The sequence below is a fragment of the Pseudomonas floridensis genome, from assembly GCF_002087235.1.
GTDB classification, from domain to species: domain Bacteria; phylum Pseudomonadota; class Gammaproteobacteria; order Pseudomonadales; family Pseudomonadaceae; genus Aquipseudomonas; species Aquipseudomonas floridensis.
In genome coordinates this window covers 1-19,083 of record NZ_MUIO01000093.1, presented here as the reverse complement: position 1 = coordinate 19,083, position 19,083 = coordinate 1, and the positions used below count along the sequence as shown (strand labels likewise).

Annotated in this window: 16 protein-coding genes; 10 read left to right on the top strand and 6 right to left on the bottom strand. The window is 61.5% G+C overall.

The window, feature by feature from the left end; translation table 11 throughout:
- Positions 1–190: 190 nt before the first annotated feature.
- Positions 191–1,183 carry a GntR family transcriptional regulator gene (locus tag BZK31_RS21760; protein WP_167378077.1) on the bottom strand — a complete coding sequence of 331 codons (993 nt, stop codon included), beginning with the start codon at positions 1,181–1,183 and terminating at the stop codon, positions 191–193.
- Positions 1,184–1,524: 341 nt separating this feature from the next.
- On the opposite strand from BZK31_RS21760, the gene BZK31_RS21755 reads away from it, so the two are divergent.
- From BZK31_RS21755 to BZK31_RS21720, 8 genes are all read left to right on the top strand, one after another.
- On the top strand, positions 1,525–2,904 hold the full coding sequence (locus tag BZK31_RS21755) for an amidase (RefSeq protein WP_083185332.1): 1,380 nt from the start codon (positions 1,525–1,527) through the stop codon (positions 2,902–2,904).
- Positions 2,905–2,977: 73 nt separating this feature from the next.
- On the top strand, positions 2,978–3,859 hold the full coding sequence (locus tag BZK31_RS21750; RefSeq protein ID WP_083185330.1) for a polysaccharide deacetylase family protein: 882 nt from the start codon (positions 2,978–2,980) through the stop codon (positions 3,857–3,859).
- A gap of 27 nt (positions 3,860–3,886) precedes the next feature.
- Complete coding sequence (locus BZK31_RS21745) at positions 3,887–5,227, top strand: MFS transporter (protein WP_083185329.1); 1,341 nt, start codon at positions 3,887–3,889, stop codon at positions 5,225–5,227.
- A 10-nt stretch (positions 5,228–5,237) separates the two neighbouring features.
- Entirely contained in the window at positions 5,238–5,999 is a 762-nt protein-coding gene (locus BZK31_RS21740; protein WP_083185327.1) for an SDR family NAD(P)-dependent oxidoreductase, read from the top strand.
- A gap of 253 nt (positions 6,000–6,252) precedes the next feature.
- Positions 6,253–7,002, top strand: a complete 750-nt coding sequence (locus BZK31_RS21735; RefSeq protein ID WP_083185326.1) for an SDR family NAD(P)-dependent oxidoreductase — start codon at positions 6,253–6,255, stop codon at positions 7,000–7,002.
- Between the two features lie 23 nt (positions 7,003–7,025).
- Positions 7,026–7,325, top strand: a complete 300-nt coding sequence (locus tag BZK31_RS21730) for a hypothetical protein (RefSeq protein WP_083185324.1) — start codon at positions 7,026–7,028, stop codon at positions 7,323–7,325.
- Positions 7,322–8,341, top strand: a complete 1,020-nt coding sequence (locus BZK31_RS21725; RefSeq protein ID WP_083185323.1) for a CobW family GTP-binding protein — start codon at positions 7,322–7,324, stop codon at positions 8,339–8,341. The genes BZK31_RS21730 and BZK31_RS21725 overlap by 4 nt, the downstream gene beginning before the upstream one ends.
- Entirely contained in the window at positions 8,338–9,534 is a 1,197-nt protein-coding gene (locus tag BZK31_RS21720; protein WP_083185321.1) for an ABC transporter substrate-binding protein, read from the top strand. Before BZK31_RS21725 ends, BZK31_RS21720 begins: the two co-directional genes overlap by 4 nt.
- A gap of 138 nt (positions 9,535–9,672) precedes the next feature.
- Here the strand turns inward: BZK31_RS21720 and BZK31_RS21715 are convergent, their stop codons facing one another.
- Together BZK31_RS21715 and BZK31_RS21710 are read right to left on the bottom strand one after the other, a co-directional pair.
- The gene (locus tag BZK31_RS21715) at positions 9,673–12,096 is read right to left on the bottom strand and encodes a glucose/quinate/shikimate family membrane-bound PQQ-dependent dehydrogenase (protein ID WP_083185319.1); all 2,424 of its coding nucleotides are present in this window, start codon (positions 12,094–12,096) and stop codon (positions 9,673–9,675) included.
- A gap of 125 nt (positions 12,097–12,221) precedes the next feature.
- Positions 12,222–13,583 (bottom strand): carbohydrate porin, encoded by a 1,362-nt coding sequence (locus tag BZK31_RS21710; RefSeq protein WP_167378076.1) that lies wholly within the window; start codon positions 13,581–13,583, stop codon positions 12,222–12,224.
- Between the two features lie 436 nt (positions 13,584–14,019).
- Between BZK31_RS21710 and BZK31_RS21705 the strand changes: the two genes are divergently transcribed.
- Both BZK31_RS21705 and BZK31_RS21700 read left to right on the top strand, forming a co-directional pair.
- The gene (locus BZK31_RS21705) at positions 14,020–14,247 is read left to right on the top strand and encodes a VF530 family protein (RefSeq protein WP_083185316.1); all 228 of its coding nucleotides are present in this window, start codon (positions 14,020–14,022) and stop codon (positions 14,245–14,247) included.
- 42 nt (positions 14,248–14,289) lie between these two features.
- Positions 14,290–14,949, top strand: a complete 660-nt coding sequence (locus BZK31_RS21700) for a Pr6Pr family membrane protein (protein ID WP_083185314.1) — start codon at positions 14,290–14,292, stop codon at positions 14,947–14,949.
- A 54-nt stretch (positions 14,950–15,003) separates the two neighbouring features.
- On the opposite strand, the gene BZK31_RS21695 is transcribed toward BZK31_RS21700, so the two are convergent.
- From BZK31_RS21695 to BZK31_RS21685, 3 genes are all read right to left on the bottom strand, one after another.
- Complete coding sequence (locus BZK31_RS21695; protein WP_083185312.1) at positions 15,004–15,771, bottom strand: siderophore-interacting protein; 768 nt, start codon at positions 15,769–15,771, stop codon at positions 15,004–15,006.
- A complete protein-coding gene (locus tag BZK31_RS21690; protein WP_083185310.1) occupies positions 15,768–16,367 on the bottom strand; it encodes a PadR family transcriptional regulator in 600 nt (199 codons plus the stop codon). Before BZK31_RS21690 ends, BZK31_RS21695 begins: the two co-directional genes overlap by 4 nt.
- A gap of 101 nt (positions 16,368–16,468) precedes the next feature.
- The coding region (locus tag BZK31_RS21685; protein WP_102136519.1) for a transglycosylase domain-containing protein at positions 16,469–19,083 on the bottom strand (2,615 nt) is incomplete at its 5' end.

Sequence of the window (19,083 nt, the reverse complement as noted above, 5' to 3'; positions counted from 1 at the left end):
CCTGCACGCAGGCTTCAGACACGACCTATAGGAAAGTTCTTAAACTCCGTTTGGCATTTTGTCCGGTATCTCGCGTCACACTCACGTTGGCGCCGTCGCTGCCTGGCAGCGACCGGTGCCACCCGGTTGTTCAGCAACTGTGGGTGGTGGCTCACCATCAAGGACCGAGAGCGGGCCGAGAAAGTCTTCCTCAGCTCAGACGCGTCAGGTAAGCCGGCACCTCCTGCTCGGGCAGGACCGACAGCACTTTCAGGCGCTGAAGCATGCGTTGCCGAGCGCGTTGCAGGTGTTCCTTGAGGTTGAGGGCTGCGGCATCGAAGGCGCCGTGCAGCAGCAGTTCAAGGATCATTCGGTGCTCGGCGAGCATCGCCTCGTCGGCACCGATGCCCAGCAGGCGATAAAAGATTCGATTGATGATCATCGGGCTCTGGGCCTGACTGATCAGGGTCGCGATCTTACGGTTCTGCAGACCGGCCAGACAGTGCCGGTGCAGGTCCTCTTCCAGTTGCTCGATCTGCTCCAGGCTGCAACGTTCGGCGTTTTGCGCCTCGATGACTCTGGCCAGCATGGCTTCCAGGTGTTCACGGTTCAGCTTCGGCGCAGTCTGGCGCAGGGCTTCGGGCTCCAGGCAGGCACGCAGTTCGTAATCATCGGTCACTTCCCGTGCGGTCAAAGGTCCGGCCAGCCACTGCGAGTACGGCTCCTTCTCCACCAGACCGCGATCGCGCAGTCGCATTAACGCTTCGCGGACCACGGCGCGGCTGACGCCGTAGTGCTCGGCGGCGCTCTGTTCATCCAGACGGTAGTGGCCGAAAGCGATACAGGCCGACAGTGCCGACCCGATCTCGTCGTGAATGCGTTCACCCAGCGGGCGGGTGTCCACCAGTTCTTCGTTGCTGTCCAGGCCGAACTGCGTGTGGCTCAGGCTCAGGCGCAGGGGTTCCACATCAAGACCTTCGGGATTGACCAGGAAACCGCGCCCGTCGAATCGACTGATCAGGCCTTCTTCATGCAGCAGGTGGAGTGCCTTGCGCACCGGCACGCGGCTGGTGCCAAACAGGTCTGCCAAAGGTGCTTCGAGCAGCACCAGTCCATTGGCGGCCGCACCCGTGAGGATAGCGTTACGTAACACTTCACGGATGGTGGCGTAGCGCGACGCGCTGCGCGAATCCTCATCTGACATCGTTTTCTTACACTTCTGACGGCTGACGAACGATTCTCGCACAGATGCGTGACTGTCACCTTGAGGTACATCGGGATGCTCACTCATAGGGCTACCGTTACCTATCTGCACTAAAATGTATCTTTTAATAAAGATACATTATTTCATTGTGACAGCCGATCAATGGCTGTTTTGCGCCGAATTTCCATCTTCGCCCTTTCAAGAGAGGGTTCTAAACCGACGGTTTCAGCGTGATTGGCTTGATCAGCCAAGCGTTCTCATGGGCTGCGGGCAACAGACTGGCATGGATTCTGCCTTTATTAAATGTACATTTTATTAATAAGTACATTTTCAGGTGCGCCATGTCAGCAGTGGATACCGTCGTTAACAGCTCTGCCCAAGATGCCTGCGCGATGGCCGAAGACTTCGCTCTGGGTCGAAATAATCCCGTGCAGGCGTTGGAACAGGCGCTTGAGCAGTCTGCCCGGGTCGAACATGTGTTCATTTCGATGAGCGTCGAGCGAGCGCGCCGTGAAGCCGAAGCGTCCGCCGCACGCTGGAAACAGGGACTGCCGTCGGGTCCGCTGGATGGTGTACCGGTGGCCTGGAAAGACTTGTTCGATGTCGCAGGGTCGGTCACCACTGCGGGCTCCGCCACACGCCGACAGGTCAGTGCCGCGTGGCTCGATGCACCTGCAGTCGGGTTGCTGGCGCGTTCCGGCATGGTCAGCCTGGGCAAGACCACGCTCAGTGAATTCGCGTATTCCGGCCTGGGCTTGAACCCGCATTTCGGTACGCCGATCAACCCGCTGAGCGATGCTTCGCCGCGCATTCCCGGTGGCTCGTCCTCAGGTTCGGCAGTCGCGGTCTCCGCGGGCATCGTACCGATTGCGATGGGCACGGACACCGCGGGTTCGATTCGTCTGCCGGCAGCGCTGAACGGGTTGGTGGGGTTTCGCAGTACCAGCCGCCGTTACAGCCGCGACGGCGTATTTCCTCTGGCGCTCACTCTGGACAGCGTCGGGCCTTTGACCCGCAGCGTTCGGGACGCGCTGGTCATCGACGACCTGTTGTGCGCACGCAGCAAGCCCACCTCGCTGGTGCCGCGCAGTCTGGCCGGTCAGCGCTTCATCGTCGATCAGGCAGTGCTGGACGATGAGCGCGTCGAGTCGGCGGTCCGCGACAACCTGTTGCGGGCCGTCGAAGCCTTGCGCAACGCGGGCGCGTTGATCGAGTCGCGACCTTGCGAGGCCTTTCAGGCCACGCTGCAGTTGATCCAGCAAAGCGGCTGGCTCGGTGCCGCAGAAGCGTTCGCCCTGCATCAGCCATTGCTCGACAGCGATGCCGCCAGTCAGCTCGACCCACGGGTGCGCAAGCGTCTGGAGGCCGCGCGGCACATGCCTGCCAGCCTGCTGATTCAGCTGTACGCCGCTCGCGAGCGTCTGCAGGATCAACTGACCCTCGAACTCGATGGCGCGCTGTTGCTGACCCCAACCGTCGCGCATGTCGCGCCGCCGCTCGCGCCACTGCTGAGTGATGACGAACTGTTCATTCAAACCAACCTCGCGACGCTTCGCCTGACTATGCCCGGCAGTCTGCTGAACATGCCGGGCGTTTCCTTGCCCAGCGGTTTCGATGCATGCGGTCTGCCCACCGGCCTGCTGCTCAGCGCTCCGGCCGGGGAGGACGCCCGTTTGTTACGCGCCGCGCTGGCCGTGGAAGCGCTGCTCAAAACACCTTGAACCCTATCAATGGCTGACCCGCATCCGCGAGGATGCGGCGAAGCCGGTCTGATCAACCAGCAGGAGAAGAAAAATGGCGAAAGAAATTCTGTGTGCGTTTGGCGTGGATGTGGATGCGGTGGCGGGCTGGCTGGGCTCTTACGGCGGCGAAGATTCGCCGGACGATATTTCCCGTGGCCTGTTCGCCGGTGAAGTCGGTGCGCCGCGCCTGCTCAAGCTGTTCGAGCGTTACGGATTGCGCACCACCTGGTTCATTCCGGGGCATTCGATGGAAACCTTCCCCGAGCAGATGAAGGCGGTGGCCGATGCCGGTCACGAGATCGGCGTGCACGGTTACAGCCACGAAAACCCGATTGCGATGACCCCCGAGCAGGAAGAGATCGTGCTCGACAAGTCGATCGACCTGATCACGCAAATGACCGGTAAGCGTCCGACCGGCTACGTCGCGCCGTGGTGGGAGTTCAGCAATGTCACCAACGAACTGCTGCTCAAGAAAGGCATCAAGTACGACCACAGCCTGATGCACAACGACTTTCACCCGTACTACGTTCGCGTCGGCGACACGTGGACCAAGATCGATTACAGCCAGCACCCCGACACCTGGATGAAGCCGTTGGTGCGGGGTGAGGAAACCGACCTGGTCGAGATCCCGGCCAACTGGTACCTGGACGACCTGCCACCGATGATGTTCATCAAAAAGGCGCCCAACAGCCACGGCTTCGTCAACCCGCGCCATCTGGAAGAAATGTGGCGTGACCAGTTCGACTGGGTGTACCGCGAGCATGAACACGCGGTGTTCACCATGACCATTCACCCCGACGTTTCCGGACGGCCACAGGTGCTGCTGATGCTCGAGCGTCTGATCGAGCATATCCAGAGCCATGCGGGCGTCAGGTTCGTCACCTTCGACGAGATCGCCGACGACTTCGTTCGTCGTAACCCACGTAATCGTTGACCCCTAGCCCTGTCCGAGGCATCACTCATGTCCATCTACAACAAGCTTGACCTGACCGGCTGGAAGCCAGAGCAGTTGACGCCTGAACAAGTGCGTTTCGCCACATGGATTGCGTTTTTTGCGTGGGTGTTTGCGGTTTACGACTTCATTCTGTTCGGCACGCTGCTGCCAGAGATCGGTCGGCATTTTTCCTGGAGTGAGGTGGAGCAAGCCGAAATCGCGACCTGGGTTGCGGTCGGCACGGCAGTGGTGGCACTGGCCATTGGCCCGTTGGTGGATCGCCTGGGACGGCGCGTTGGCATCATGTTTACCGTGAGCGGCTCGGCGATCTGCTCGGCGCTCACGGCCATTGGCGGAGCGTGGGGCAAGTCGCCGCTGATCCTGATCCGTTCGCTGGGCGGTCTGGGTTATGCGGAAGAGACAGTCAATGCGACCTATCTGAGTGAAATCTACGCGGCCTCCGATGATCCGCGTCTGGCCAAACGCCGGGGCTTCATCTACAGCCTGGTGCAGGGCGGCTGGCCGGTTGGCGCGCTGATCGCCGCGGGCCTGACGGCGGTGTTGTTGCCGATCATCGGCTGGCAGGGCTGCTTCGTGTTTGCGGCGATCCCGGCGATCATCATTGCGATCATGGCGCGCAAGCTCAAAGAGAGCCCGCAGTTCCAGATTCACCAGCGCATCACGCAGTTGCGTAAAAAGGGTGAGATCAGCCAGGCTCAGGCCGTGGCGCATACCTACGGCGTCGACTACGACGAACACAGCAAGGCAGGCATCGGCGCTGCGTTTCGTGGCACCTCGCTGCGCGCCACGCTGGTGATCGGTGCTGCCATTCTGCTGAACTGGGCCGCGATCCAGGTATTCAGCGTATTGGGCACAACGGTGATCGTCAGCGTGCACCACATTTCGTTCGAGAACTCGTTGATCATCCTGGTGCTGTCCAACCTGGTGGGTTACTGCGGCTACCTGAGCCACGGCTGGATGGGCGACAAGATCGGCCGTCGCAACGTGATCGGTCTTGGCTGGATGCTCGGCGGTCTGGCGTTCGCGGGCATGCTCTACGGGCCAAGCAACCTGCCGACAGTGGTCGGGCTGTACAGCCTGGGTCTGTTCTTCCTGATCGGGCCTTACTCGGCGGCGTTGTTCTTCATCAGTGAAAGTTTTCCGACCAGCATCCGTGCGACCGGTGGCGCGATCATCCACGCCATGGGGCCTATCGGCGCGGTCGTGGCAGGCTTCGGTGCTACTTCGGTGCTGAGTGCGGGCGGCGACTGGCAGACCTCGGCGCTGTACTTCGGTGCGCTACCTTGCTTCCTGTCCGGCGCGCTGATGTTCGCGGCCCGTCACGTACGCCCTGAAACCGTTAAGTGAGGAATTACATATGACTCGTAAAGTGGCCTTGGTCACGGGGGCCGCCAGCGGCATCGGTCAGGCGCTGGCCGTGGCGTTTGCGCGGCAGGGCGTGGCTGTGGTCGGCGGTTTTTACCCTGCCGACCCCCACGACCCGAATGAAACCCGGCGATTGGTCGAGGCGGCAGGTGGCGAGTGCCTGATGCTGCCACTGGACGTCACTTGCACCGAATCGGTCGATGATCTGGCGCACCAGGCCTTGCAGACGTTCGGCCGGATCGATTACGCGGTGGCCAATGCGGGCCTGCTGCGCCGCGCACCGCTGCTGGAAATGACCGACGAGCGCTGGAATGAAATGCTCGACGTGGACCTGACCGGCGTGATGCGCACCTTCCGTGCTGCCGCCAGGCACATGGGCGAGGGCGGGGCGCTGGTGGCGATCTCGTCGATTGCCGGTGGCGTCTACGGCTGGCAGGACCATTCGCATTACGCGGCCGCCAAGGCCGGTGTGCCGGGGCTTTGCCGTTCGCTGGCGGTGGAACTGGCGCCCAGAGGCATCCGGTGCAACGCGGTGATTCCCGGCCTGATCGAAACGCCGCAATCGCTGGACAGCAAGAACTCGCTTGGGCCGGAGGGGTTGAAGCAGGCCGCCAGGGCGATTCCGCTCGGGCGCGTCGGACGAGCGGATGAAGTGGCATCACTGGTGCGGTTTCTGTGCAGCGACGAAGCCAGCTACCTGACCGGCCAGAGCATCGTGGTCGATGGCGGCCTGACGGTGCGCTGGCCGGAATGAGATCCCGTAGTGCCAGTGGCGCTGTCAGACGTGGATATGCACAGCCTTTTCGCGGACAAGTCCGCTCGCACGGGCTGGACGCAATGCACAACCTGTGGGAGCGGACTCGTCCGCGAATGCCGAGGCCCAGTGGCGCTGTCAGGCGGGGACACATCAGCCCTTTCGCGGACAAGTCCGCTCGCTCGAGCTGGATGTAATGCACAACCTGTGGGGCGGTCAGGTGACCGCCTTATGACTGTTGAAGGAACTTGCCATGCAACAACTCAAAGACAAACGCGCCGTGATCACTGGCGCGGGCAGTGGCATCGGCGCTGCGATCGCTCTGGCCTATGCCGCCGAAGGTGCGCGCCTGGTATTGGGCGACAGGGATCCGGACGGCCTGGCGAAGGTTGCTGAACAATGCCGCCAGCTTGGCGCGCAGGTGCAGGCATGTGTGGCCGACGTCGGCAGTGTCGAAGGCGCGCAGGCCAGCGTCGATGCCTGTGTCGCGCAGTTTGGCGGCATCGACATTCTGGTCAACAACGCGGGCATGCTGACTCAGGCGCGCTGCGTGGACCTGAGCATCGAGATGTGGAACGACATGCTGCGCGTCGACCTGACCAGCGTGTTCGTCGCCAGTCAGCGCGCGCTGCCGTACATGCTGGCGCAGCGCTGGGGACGAATCATCAACGTCGCCTCGCAACTGGGCATCAAGGGTGGCGCGGAGCTGACTCATTACGCTGCGGCCAAGGCCGGTGTCATCGGCTTTACCAAATCGCTGGCGCTGGAAGTTGCCAAGGACAACGTGCTGGTCAACGCCATCGCGCCCGGTCCTATCGAAACGCCGCTGGTGGCCGGAATCAGCAGTGCCTGGAAAGTCGCCAAGGCGGCCGAGCTGCCACTGGGACGGTTCGGTCTTGCAGAGGAAGTGGCACCGGTCGCGGTACTGCTGGCCAGCGAGCCGGGCGGTAATCTGTTTGTCGGTCAGACGTTGGGGCCGAACTCTGGCGACGTGATGCCGTGATGAATCCTAGCGAGGAATGACCCATGTGTGGACTGTGCGGCCTGTTGGGCGAAGACGTGCACTGGAGCGATCCGCTGAGTGGAGAACTGCCCCGGCGGCGTGAGCGCCTGCGTCGTATTGCGGCGATCAACATCGTGGTTGCACCGTTTCGTCTGAAGGTTGAAGACTTTCAAGGCGTGTCGTATCTGTTGCTCGGTGCCACGGGCAAACAGGAGCTGGCAACCGGGCTGGAACAGCTCTGGCAAAAAGCCGAACTGTTGATTGGCCGGCCGCTGGATCCGCTCGACTCACGTCTGCTCGATCATTTGCAGAGGTCCTCATGAGCATTGCCCTGAACGTAATTACCGGCTTTCTGGGCAGCGGCAAGACCACGTTGCTCAAGCGCCTGCTGGCCGACGAAACCATGGGCGACACCGCGCTGCTGATCAACGAATTCGGCGACGTCGGCATCGATCACCTGTTGGTCGAAGAGGTCGCACCAGACACAGTTCTGTTGCCCAGTGGCTGCATCTGTTGTTCGATTCGTGGCGAGTTGAAAGACGCCTTGCTTGGCCTGCTGGAGCGTCGCAGTCGTGGCGAGATTCCGGCGTTTCGCCGCGTCATTCTGGAAACCACCGGGCTGGCCGATCCGGCCCCGATTCTCACGACAGTGAGTAACGACCCGCAATTGCGCGGGCGCTTTCATCTGGGGCTGATCATCACGCTGGTCGATGCCTGTCATGCTGCATTGCAAGAGCGCCTGCATCCCGAATGGCTGGCACAGGTCGCAGCGGCGGACCGGTTATTGCTGAGCAAGACCGACCTTGTTGACGCATCGGCCCTCGACGCGTTGCGTGTTCATTTGCAGGCACTCAATTTTTCCGCGCCGCTGCTGGATACCGTCCAGGTTCACAGTGGCGATCAACTGCTATTGGGGCAGGGCATTCGCAGTTCGGAACCGGCGCAGGAAGTGACGCGCTGGCAGTTGCATCGCCCGCAATCGACCCTACCCAGGCATGGTGATGCTCAGGTCTGCTGCCTGACCTTCGACCGGCCACTGGACTGGGTAGGGTTCGGGGTCTGGTTGTCGATGCTGTTAAGATGCCACGGCGAACGAATCCTGCGTGTCAAAGGACTGCTCAACGTGAATGCCAATCAGGCCCCTGTCGTGATCCATGGTGTGCAGCACTGCCTGCATGCGCCTGTCCACCTTGACGCCTGGCCCGGCGAGGATCGCACTTCGCGTCTGGTGTTCATCCTGCGCGGGTTGGACCCGGACCTGCTGCGTCGCTCGTTCGACGTATTCTCTAGCAGCTTCGCGCCACCTTTAAACTCACCGCAAAGCGAGACTGCAGCATGAGCATCACGCTGCGGGTGCTGGGCACTTCGGTCACCTTGCTTGAATCGCTGCGTGAGCGTGCCGAGCAGGAACTGGGCATAAAGCTGATTTATCAGATTCACGACGTGCAGACCGCGCAGCGGATTGCAGTCATGCAGCCGGACAGTTATGACCTTTACGATCAGTGGTTTCACAACGTCGATTTCGTCTGGCCGGCACGGGCGATTCAGCCCATCGACACGCGTCGGATTGCGCTGTGGCACGAAATCAACGATTTGCCCAAACATGGCCGCCTGAGGCCGACCGATCAGCCGGGTAGCGGCAGCGTGCCCAGCGAGCGGTTGTTCGTGCAGCACGACGGCAGCCTGGGTAGTGCGGTGACCGAACGCATCAGCATGCTGCCGCTGACCCACAACGCCGACAGCTTCGCCTATCGCCCGGAACGCCTGCCCGACGGCCTGAGTCCGGCCGATGAAAGCTGGGGCTGGCTGCTCGATCCGGTCTGGAGCGGGCGCATCGCCCTGCAGAGCGATGCCGCCATCGGTGCGCTGGATGCCGCGCTGGCCGTGGAAGGCGCGGGGCTGGCGCAGTTCAAGGACATCGGCAACATGAGCATCGAGGAAATCGACCTGCTTGCCGATGTCCTGGTGCGCAAACAGCAGCAAGGGCATTTCGGTGCGTTCTGGTCGGACGACGAAGAGGCTGCCGAATTGATGCTTAGCCCGACCATCGACATCCAGAGCTTGTGGTCGCCTACTCTGGTCCGGCTGCACCGCGCGGGCGTCAAATACCGCGTGGCGGTGCCGAAGGAAGGCTATCGCGGCTGGTTCGGCGGGTTGTCCCTGTCGCGCCACGCCAAGGGGCGGGTGCTCGATGCGGCCTATGCGTACCTGAACTGGTGGCTGTCCGGCTGGCCGGGCGCGGTGATGGCGCGGCAGGGTTACTACATCGGCAACCCGGCACGCAGCCGCGATCACCTGAGCGCTGCGGAATGGGACTATTGGTACGCCGGACTGCCCGCACGCGAACAACTGCTGGGCAGCGACGGCCTGCCGCTGATCGATGCCGGTGAAGTGCGTGACGGCGGCTCGTACGAAGAGCGCATGGGCCACATTGCCGTGTGGAACTCGGTCATGAACGAGCACAACTACCTCGTACGACGCTGGAGCGACATCCTGCGGGCGGGCAGCAAGACAGGCGTGAAAACCCGCTGAGCTTGACGATGCTCTGCATTCCAGAGGGATCTGGTTCTATAGAAGCGGCGCTGCACATGCCGGACGCAGGACAGGACATGACCCACAAAAAAGGCGGCTATCTTTCGATGGCCGCCTTTCGTTTACCTCAGCAATGCATCACTTCGGCAGTTTGAACGCCATCACGTAGTCACCTTGCTTGGTGCCCAGCGAGCCGTGACCGCCAGCCACGACCAGCACGTATTGCTGACCGTCCTTGCCGGTGTAGGTCATTGGTGTGGTCTGCGCGCCTGCTGGCAGGCGGCCTTCCCACAACTGCTTGCCGTTACGAACGTCGTAGGCGCGCAGGTACTGGTCAAGTGTGCCGCTCAGGAACGCCAGACCGCTGGCAGTCGTGAACGTACCACCCAGGCTCGGAACGCCCATGGTCAGCGGAATTGGAACCGGCGAGCTGTCACGCACGGTGCCGTTCTTGTGCATCCAGATGGTTTTGTGGTTGGTCAGATCGACCGCCGCCACGTAGCCCCACGCCGGTGCCTGGCACGGCAGGCCCATTGGCGACAGCAGGGCTTCGAGGATCACGCCGTAAGGTGCGCCTTTGTTAGGCTGTACGCCTTCGGTCTCGCTCTTGCGACCCGGGCCGCCTTCAACTTCGGCCGCCGGAACCAGCTTGGAGCGGAACGCCATGTAGCTCGGGTTGACGAAGGCAATCTGGCGAACCGGATCAATGGAGATACCACCCCAGTCGAACACGCCGAAGTTGCCTGGGTAAACGATCGAGCCTTGCAGCGATGGCGGGGTGAACGGGCCATCGTAACGCAGCGACTTGAAGTCGATCCGGCACAGCATCTGGTCGAACGGGGTCACGCCCCACATATCGCGCTCTTTCAACGGAGGTGGCATGAAGTTCAGGTCAGACTTGGGCTGGGTCGGCGAGGTGTGGTCACCTTCGACCGCGCCTTGTGGCACCGGCACTTCATTGATCGGCACGATAGGCTGACCATTGCTGCGGTCCAGCACATAGATGCTGCCCTGCTTGGTCGAAGCCAGTACAGCGGGTTTCATGCCGTCGGCGGTTTTCATGTCCATGAGGGTCGGCTGACCGCCCACATCCATGTCCCACAAGTCGTGATGCGTGAACTGATAATCCCACCGCACGCGACCGGTCGCGATGTCCAGTGCCACCAGGCCTGCGCTGTACTTCTCGGACTCTGGTGTGCGGTCGCCGCCCCACTGATCGGGTGTCTGGTTGCCCATTGGCAGATAGATCATACCCAGCTTTTCATCGACGCTGAACATGGACCACATATTCGGCGAGTTGCGGGTGTAGACCTGGCCTTCGGCGATGGGCGCCGTGGCTTCAGGGTTGCCGCTGTCCCAGTTCCAGACCAGACGACCGGTGTGCACGTCGTACGCACGGATCACGCCGGACGGCTCGTCCATCGAGACGTTGTCGGTGACGTGGCCACCGATGATCACCAGGTCCTTGGTCACGGCCGGTGGCGACGTCGAGTAGTAACCGCCTGGCGCGAAGGTGCCCATGTTGGCGGTCAGATCGACCGACCCCTTGTTGCCGAAGTCTTCGCACATCTGGCCAGTGTCGGCGTTCAGGGCGATCAGACGGGTGTCGGCCGTTGGCAGGAAGATCCGGCGTGGGCAGGCACTTGCAGTGGTTGCGCCCTGTGCGGCCGGAGCTGCCGGGCTTTGCGCCGGAGCGCCAGCGGCGGCATAAGCGGCGTCATCGTGATACGAGACACCACGGCAGGTCATGTGCGCCCAGCCTTTGAAGTTCTCGGCGTTCTGAGTGCTGATCTTCGGATCGAAGCGCCAGATTTCCTTGCCCGAATCCGGGTCAAGCGCGATCACCTGGCTGTGCGGCGTGCAGACGTACAGCATGCCGTTGACCTTGAGCGGGGTGTTCTCGGCGGTCGTCTCGCCCGGGTCATTCGGCCCTGGAATATCGCCGGTGCGATAGGTCCAGGCCGGCTCCAGCTTGCTCACGTTTTCCGGCGTGATCTGCGCCAGCGGCGAGTAGCGGTCGCCGAAACCGGTGCGGCCATAGGACTGCCAGTCGCCATCGGGCATGGCCGGTGCGGTATTGGTCGTGCCTGCGGTCTCGCGGTCCAGTTGACCTTCAATGCGACCCGGGTTGGTGAACTGGCTGGCCAGCGCAGTCAGACCAGCGAGCACCACGGCGATGCTCAACGCACCGGTACCCATGCGGGCCGGGCCGTTACGCAGCAGCGGGCGACGGAACCAGGGCAGCAGCAACACCAGACCCAGCGCGAACCACAGGGCCAGACGCGGCACCAGTTGCCACCAGTCCAGACCGACTTCCCACAGCGACCAGACGGTGCTCGCGAATAGCAGCAGGGCGTAGAGGCCCAGCGCCGCGCTGCGCCCGGTGATCAACAGCGCGCCGGTTACCGCGAAGCCGATACCGGCCAGCAGGTAATACAGCGAACCGTCCAGTTGCAGCAATCTGATGCCGCCGACCACCAGGGCCAGCCCCATCAACAGAATCACCAGCCCGAGCAATGTCGGTAACAGACGATTTCTACCCGAAGCACCATCAGTGCTCATAATGCGAATCTCCGCGAGAATTGAATGATTGACGCCCTGAACTGCGGGAATGCAGGCCTTGATGTCGCTCTTGAAGCCAAGCTAAAGGTTGAGACGATTTACCGACGGTTGAATTCAACCGTTGGTCAGAACGAGAGTTGCATTTTCAAACCGGCCACCAGCGCATCGTCGACCTCGTCCAGACCGCCCGGATGACGGACGTATTGCAGGTTTGGTCGAACGGTCAGCCAGTCGGTCACGTGCACGCCGTAATACAGCTCGGCGTTGTATTCCGTGTCCTGCAGCGGCATATAGGATGGGTCGTTGTAGTCGTAGACCGCCGCTGCCTGATTTCGTGCATCGGCGTCTTTCCGGTACGCCGGATTGACATGAATGCGCGACAGACCCAGGCCTATATCGTCCTGAGTGCGGGCATCGAAGGCGCCGCGATAAACCATGCCGACCGACACGTAGTTGTCGACCATGTTGGTTTTCTTGTCATGCATCGTGCCGTTGGCAAACAGGCTCAGACCGCGGCTGGCGTCGCCATCACGCTGAGTGACTTGCTGGCGCAGATTGAGCCATAAGCCGTGTTTGCTCGAAGCTCCACGATACGCCGTGCCAGTGAGAGCAGCAGGCTGACCGTCGGTGTTTTTGTAGACGTCTTCGCTATCAGCGGTGCTGTAGTAATAACCGGCGCGGTACTCGCCCGGCAGGCCGTTGACCTTCGGCGACCAGACCACCTCGACCGGCAATACCGCACCTCTGGTGCCGCTTGCGCTGAGTTTGAAAGCGTTGTCGTTTTCCAGATTGGACGGGTTCTGCTCGAAGGCGCCGACCTGAACGAAGACCTCGGGCGTGAGCTGATACTTGACGCGCAGGGCCCACTGGCTGATCGGCCAGTTGTACCAAGTGTTGACGTAGTTGCCGACCTGCGAGCCGCACAGCGACAGATTCTGGAAATCGCAAGGGATGCTGTTGAAGTCTTCGCCTTCGTTGAACCGGCCGAGCTTGACGCTCAAGGCCTGCTCGAAAAATGTCTGCTGATACCACAGCTGCGTGAGTCGGGTGACACTGCCGCGGCCCCAGACTTCCTGCGAAGAGGAAATCGTCCCGGTGCGTGGATCGCCGATCCGGTCGTTGCTGATGTTGTCGCCGTTGCGGTTGTTCAGGGTCAACTGGAATTCGGCATCATGCCAGCCGAGGATTTTCTGCAGATCCAGATGCGCGCCCACGGCGATCTGGTCGCTGTAGCGTGTTGCCTTGTCGTGGTTGTAGCCGCCATGCAGATTCGCGCCAGTCTCGCTGGTGTAGTCAAGTTTGAAATCGACACCCTGCTGTGACAGGTCGGTACGTTTGCCGCCCCAGTCACCCAGCATCCAGGGTGAGTCGGGTGACAGGGCCGGGGCGGCGTGAACCGTGCCCGCCAGGCCGAGAAGTGTCAGACCGCACAGGCTGACAGCACGATGAACCGTGGCAAGTCGGGGGTGTCTTGATGAACTGGGCATGAAAAGGGGCATTCTTTCTTTGATTTTTTAGGAACGACAAGGCTCTGCCGCGGCCGTCTTGGCAGCCGTCGGTGAAACTCCCGAGATAGAGAATCGATTCAGCGTTGAAGGCGACAATGATAGGACGCTAACGAGTTTACTGAAAGAGGTTTACTTGACATGGATCATTGCAGGTTTGGTAACAGTGCTTTGGCGCGCTACTTTTAGTGCTGCTGCACACATTGCGCGCATAGCCCTTCCCGCCGCACGGCGGCTCGGCTAGGCTCCGTACCAAAAGTGGCTGCGCTCGGTGATGCGGCGTTAAAAACAGGCTCGGAATGCTCAATCACAACACGTAGACTCCGCTCCCTGCCTGACCTTCGCTCGCCGACTTTTCGTACAGAGCCGCAGGTACGTACCTTCGTTCATCCCCCCTTCATTGGCTTCAAGGTTTGTCATGACAACATCCAATACCGACCCGCTGCACGGCGTTACGCTGGAGCAGATCCTCAGAGCCCTGGTCGAGCATTACGAATGGTCCGGGCTGGCCGAGCGCATCGACATTCGCTGCTTCAAGAGCGACCCGAGCATCAAGTCCAGCCTGACGTTTCTGCGCAAGACGCCGTGGGCGCGGGAAAAGGTGGAAGGTCTGTACGTGAAGCTGCATCGCAGCAAAGGCTGGTAATCAACGCGTGGCAGGGACGCTGACACTCAAGGATACAGACCGATGCACAGTCAACACCTGCCCCGCACGCAACGGCAGCGCTACCTCATTCTGCTGGCCGCCTGCCTGGGCTGGTCCGGTCTGGCGATTCAGCTTTACCTGATCCTGATCGGGCGCTGGATGGATCACGCCAGTCTGCTGGGTGGACTGGTGCGCTTCTTCAGTTTCTTTACCGTGCTCACCAATACGCTGGGGGCGGTCGCGCTAAGCTGTGCGCTCAGCCAGAGGCAGTCGGCAGGGCACCGGTTCTTTCGTGATCCGGTGGTGTGTGGCGGTATTGCGGTGAGCATCGCGTTGGTCGGGATTGCCTACAACATCCTGTTGCGCCATCTCTGGCACCCGCAAGGCTGGCAGTTCATTGCTGACGAGTTGCTGCATGACGTGATGCCGCTGGCGTTTCTGGCGTACTGGTGGAGGTGCGTGCCGAAGGGACTGTTGCGCTTTAAGCAGGTGTTGTTGTGGGCGCTGTACCCGATTGTGTACTTCGCCTACATCCTGCTGCGCGGCAACGTGGTCGGCGACTACATGTACCCGTTCATCGATATCGGTACGATTGGCTTCACCAAGGCCTTCATCAACGCTCTGGGTGTGTTGCTGGGGTTCGTGGTGATCGCACTGATGCTGGTGGGGGTGGATCGCTGGGCGTCGAGTCGCCAGAAGTGAGGATGCACGCCGCCGCGTGGTCTGGCGCAGCCGAGCGCGCCAGACCCTCGAGATTCAGTCCTCTTCGCCGTCCAGCTTCCAGTAGCCAGCGGCCTTGACGAACGCTTCGTCGAGCCCGAATTCTTCCAGCAATACCCGGCGCAGTTTGCGAGACAGACCGGATTCTGTCGCCACCCAGGCGTAGAGCTTGCCCTCAGGCATCTCCAGGCGGCGGGTGACATCGATCAGGCTCTGCTCGCCTCGTACAATCCAAATCACATCGACCTGTGCCGCGCTCTGGAATACCTGCTGCTCTTGCTCGTTGGCCACCTCCACCACCACCAGCGCAGCACGGTTGGCAGGCAGGGATTCCAGACGACGGGCGATGGCAGGAATGGCGGTTTCATCGCCAATCAGCAAGTAACTGTCGAACATGTCCGGCACCACCATCGAGCCTTTCGGCCCGGCAATGTGCAGAAACTGTCCCGGCTCGGCCTGAGCTGCCCAGGTCGCGGCGGGACCTTCGCCGTGCAGCACGAAATCGATGTCCAACTCGCCGGTGGCTTCATCGTAGCGACGCGGCGTGTAGTCGCGCATCGGCGGACGTGGCGTGTCCTTGTCGCTGGCAGGTGTCAGGTTTTCCAGCGCTTCCTGTTCCTGCGGCGTGCGCGGGAAGAACAGTTTGACGTGATCATCGGTGCCCAGGCTGATGAAACCTTGAAGTTCCGGGCCTTGCAGGGTGATGCGACGCATCAGCGGGGTCAACTGGGTCACGCGCAGGACTCGCAGTTTGCGACGTTTGATTTCGTGCATGACGCGATGGATCGATTGTTCTGAATTCATTCCGAGGGCTCCGATGCAGGTTGCGGCCCATCGACGATGGCCTTGGCGGTGTTATTGAGCAGGTCGCGAACCCGAACGATTTCTTCGGGGCTCCAGCGGCCATCGTGCAGGTGCATGGCGTGACGCAGGTTGTGCACCGCTTCGTGAATTTCCGGCGGGCGGTCGTGACCACGCAGCGAGCGCTTGCTGACGTCGATGCGGGTACGCACGCCGTCCAGCGCCACGGCCTGCTCAAGCAACGACGCTCGTCCGGCGTCGGTCACCGTGTAAAGCTTTTTACCTGCCTGTGCGTCGCCAAGAATCATCTCGCTTTCTTCCAGAAAGGTCAGGGTCGGGTAAATCACGCCCGGGCTGGGACAGTAAGCACCGTCGAACAGCGCTTCGATCTTGCGGATCAGGTCATAGCCATGGGCGGGCTGTTCGGCAATCAATGCCAGCAGCAGTAATTTCAGATCGCCCGGAGCAAATACACGCGGGCCACGTCCGCCGCGTTCACGGCCGGGACGCTTTTCAAAACCGTCACGGCCTTCGCCCGGTTCACGGGCATGCGGGGGACGGGGGCGGGGGTGATGAGCGTCATCACGCATAGTCTTCATCTCTCTCGTTACAAGTTAGATATACCTTAAGATATATCTAAATTGATTCACAAGGGATCATGACGAACGGTCATGCGTGTCTTTATCAGGCGCTTGCCGATTCAAGCGCCTGTGCCACTGGGGGGCGAAGGCGTGTTGCACATGGCCCGGCCATTGTTCTCAAGGTACGGCGTGAGGATCGGCGCCATGCCTTTGAGTACTTGCACCGGGAGCGCCGAGGTGAAGCGGAAGCCTTCGGCGGCGCGGCCCGGCACGAATGCGGTCAGGGTGCCGAAATGGTTTTCGCCGATGTAAAACACGAAGGTCGCGGTGCGGTTGACGGCCCGCGAGCTGATGATCCGGCCGCCAGCGCCAATGCTCTCGATCCGGTTGTCGCCAGTGCCGGTCTTGCCGCCCATCGCCAGCACGCTGCCATCCTGCATTTTGAAAGTGCCCTGCACGCGTTTTGCCGTACCACCGTCCACCACTTGCGACAATGCTTCGCGCATTGCAGCGGCAACCTCTGAAGGCAGCACCCGCTGACCCAGCTCAGGATTGACGGTCAGTTCGGTTTCGTAGGGCGTGTCGGCAGCAAAGTGCAGGCTGTCGATGCGCACGGCGGGCAGACGGATGCCATCGTTCTGAATGATGCCGATCAACTCTGCCAGCGCGGCCGGACGATCACCGGAGCTGCCGATGGCGGTTGCCAGCGAAGGCACCAGATGATCGAACGGATAACCCACGCGCTGCCAGCGTTGTTCGATGTCCAGAAATGCTTCGACCTCCATCATCGTGCGAATGCGGCTGTCACGTGCGCCCTTGTGCCGGCTTTTGAACAGCCAGCCGTAGACTTCCTGGCGCTCGAAACGGCTGGCGGCGACGGCGTCCTTGAATTGCGCCTCCGGGTGCTTGAGCAGATAGCCCACCAGCCACAGGTCCAGCGGATGCACCCGTGCAACATAGCCTTGATCAGGCAGGTCATAGGCGCCCGGACCATAGCCGTCATACAGCTCCGCCAGGCGTTTGTCGGTCAGCTTCGTGATCGCTCTGGTGTCTTCGAGGTGCGCACGCACGAAGGCGTTGAACGTACTGCGGTCGGCACCCGGCAGCAGGTAGCGGTGCACGGCGGCCAGGCGAATCGCGGTTGGAAGAATGCCGTCGAGGAAGGTGTCCAGTCGTTCCTGAGTGGTCTTGTCCTTATAGCGCTTCCAGAAGCGCAGCAGGAACACGGTGCCTTCGCGGTCAGCGAATTGGCTCAGGTATTCCTGACGGCGCGGGTTGTCATCATCCTTGAGCAGCGCGGCACTGTTGCTCGGTGCCTGATAGGTGCTGTAACGCACCACATCGCGCATCAGCCGAATGAACGGCAGGTTGATCGACTCGCGCAACGATTCGCGCAGGGTCGGAATGCGTCCGTCGTCCTCATGCCGGAAATTGTTGAAACGGTGCATGCCCCCGCCCGTAAAAAAGGCTTCCCCGGGGCTGGCCGAATAGGTGCGATCCAGCGCCGCTGACAGCATCTTCGACAGGTCGCGGTCCTTGTTCTGCAACAGATAATCCACACACCAGCGCGTCAGCCGGTCGGGCTCCTCGACCGGAACTTTGCGCAGTTGGGCCACGCTCATACCAGCGTAGCGTCCGTGCAGCTCGGCAATGATCTCCAGGTAGGTTGTGAGTACACGCATCTTGGCGGTCGAGCCCAGTTCCAGTTTGCTGCCCTCGTTAATGTCGAAGGGCTGGTCGGTGCTGTCGGTCTGCACCCGCACCCGCGAGCCGTCCGGTCCACGCTCGAACAACGTGAAGCTGTAACGCACTTGAGCAGTGCTTGCAGGCGTCAGCAGCCGCTCGCCCAGCAGACCGATGCTGCCGGCAAACTCCGGATTGGCCAGGTCGCGCAGGTATTGGCTGACTTGCGTCTGCAGTTGACCGTGCAGCGTGCTGGTGGCCGACAGGTCGAGGCGGTCCAGATCGTAGAGTGGGCGATTCAACAGATTCGACAGGCGGGTGCGCGCAACGCTGATGCCCTTATTGGTCTCGATGGGCTGTATCGTCGGCTGCTGCACCCAATCGCGATAGGTAACGGTTGCGGCCAGTGCGGCATCGGCCAGCGATTGATCGATGACATTGGCGTTTGCCAGCAGACGAATATGGCTGTCGGTGAGGTCCGCCAGTTCCAGTCGACCCTTGGACAGGTAATGGGAGGGACGACGCTGGGCGATCACCAGCGACAGCACTTCGCGCAACGCCAGGGCTTTTTCGGCGAGGGCGTTCTTGTCGGTGGGTGTGGACGCGAGGATCTCGTTGGTACGGGCAAAGTCGACGCCGAACCAGACGCGCAAGCCCTCGGCCAGACCATGCACTTCGCCGTGCCCCGGGACGGCAGACAGCGGCACGCTGTTGAGGTAGTCGCGCACCACATGCTGGCGCACTTCCAGCGTCTGCGCGCCGGGCTGATAGGCACGTACGCTGGCGGAAATCATTTGCCGTATCTTCTCCGAGCCGGACTGGGTCAGGCCGTCTGGAGAATGGCGATACTTTTCCAACTGCGTGGCCAGCGTACTGCCGCCTGCGGACTGGCCGGGCAGCGACAGCATTCGGGCCAGTTGCGACCACGCGGCCTTGGCGAAACGCGGCCAGTCCACCGCCGGGTTGGCCATGGGTTGCTGCGGGTCCAGCAGATCGCGGGTTTCGATGAACAACAGGCTGTGCACTACCACCGGCGGGATGTCAGCGAGGG

Coding starts and splice junctions, on each gene's coding strand:
- BZK31_RS21760 (WP_167378077.1), bottom strand. CDS start 1,183: ATGTCAGATGAGGATTCGCGCAGCGCGTCGCGCTACGCCACCATCCGT.
- BZK31_RS21755 (WP_083185332.1), top strand. CDS start 1,525: ATGTCAGCAGTGGATACCGTCGTTAACAGCTCTGCCCAAGATGCCTGC.
- BZK31_RS21750 (WP_083185330.1), top strand. CDS start 2,978: ATGGCGAAAGAAATTCTGTGTGCGTTTGGCGTGGATGTGGATGCGGTG.
- BZK31_RS21745 (WP_083185329.1), top strand. CDS start 3,887: ATGTCCATCTACAACAAGCTTGACCTGACCGGCTGGAAGCCAGAGCAG.
- BZK31_RS21740 (WP_083185327.1), top strand. CDS start 5,238: ATGACTCGTAAAGTGGCCTTGGTCACGGGGGCCGCCAGCGGCATCGGT.
- BZK31_RS21735 (WP_083185326.1), top strand. CDS start 6,253: ATGCAACAACTCAAAGACAAACGCGCCGTGATCACTGGCGCGGGCAGT.
- BZK31_RS21730 (WP_083185324.1), top strand. CDS start 7,026: ATGTGTGGACTGTGCGGCCTGTTGGGCGAAGACGTGCACTGGAGCGAT.
- BZK31_RS21725 (WP_083185323.1), top strand. CDS start 7,322: ATGAGCATTGCCCTGAACGTAATTACCGGCTTTCTGGGCAGCGGCAAG.
- BZK31_RS21720 (WP_083185321.1), top strand. CDS start 8,338: ATGAGCATCACGCTGCGGGTGCTGGGCACTTCGGTCACCTTGCTTGAA.
- BZK31_RS21715 (WP_083185319.1), bottom strand. CDS start 12,096: ATGAGCACTGATGGTGCTTCGGGTAGAAATCGTCTGTTACCGACATTG.
- BZK31_RS21710 (WP_167378076.1), bottom strand. CDS start 13,583: ATGCCCAGTTCATCAAGACACCCCCGACTTGCCACGGTTCATCGTGCT.
- BZK31_RS21705 (WP_083185316.1), top strand. CDS start 14,020: ATGACAACATCCAATACCGACCCGCTGCACGGCGTTACGCTGGAGCAG.
- BZK31_RS21700 (WP_083185314.1), top strand. CDS start 14,290: ATGCACAGTCAACACCTGCCCCGCACGCAACGGCAGCGCTACCTCATT.
- BZK31_RS21695 (WP_083185312.1), bottom strand. CDS start 15,771: ATGAATTCAGAACAATCGATCCATCGCGTCATGCACGAAATCAAACGT.
- BZK31_RS21690 (WP_083185310.1), bottom strand. CDS start 16,367: ATGAAGACTATGCGTGATGACGCTCATCACCCCCGCCCCCGTCCCCCG.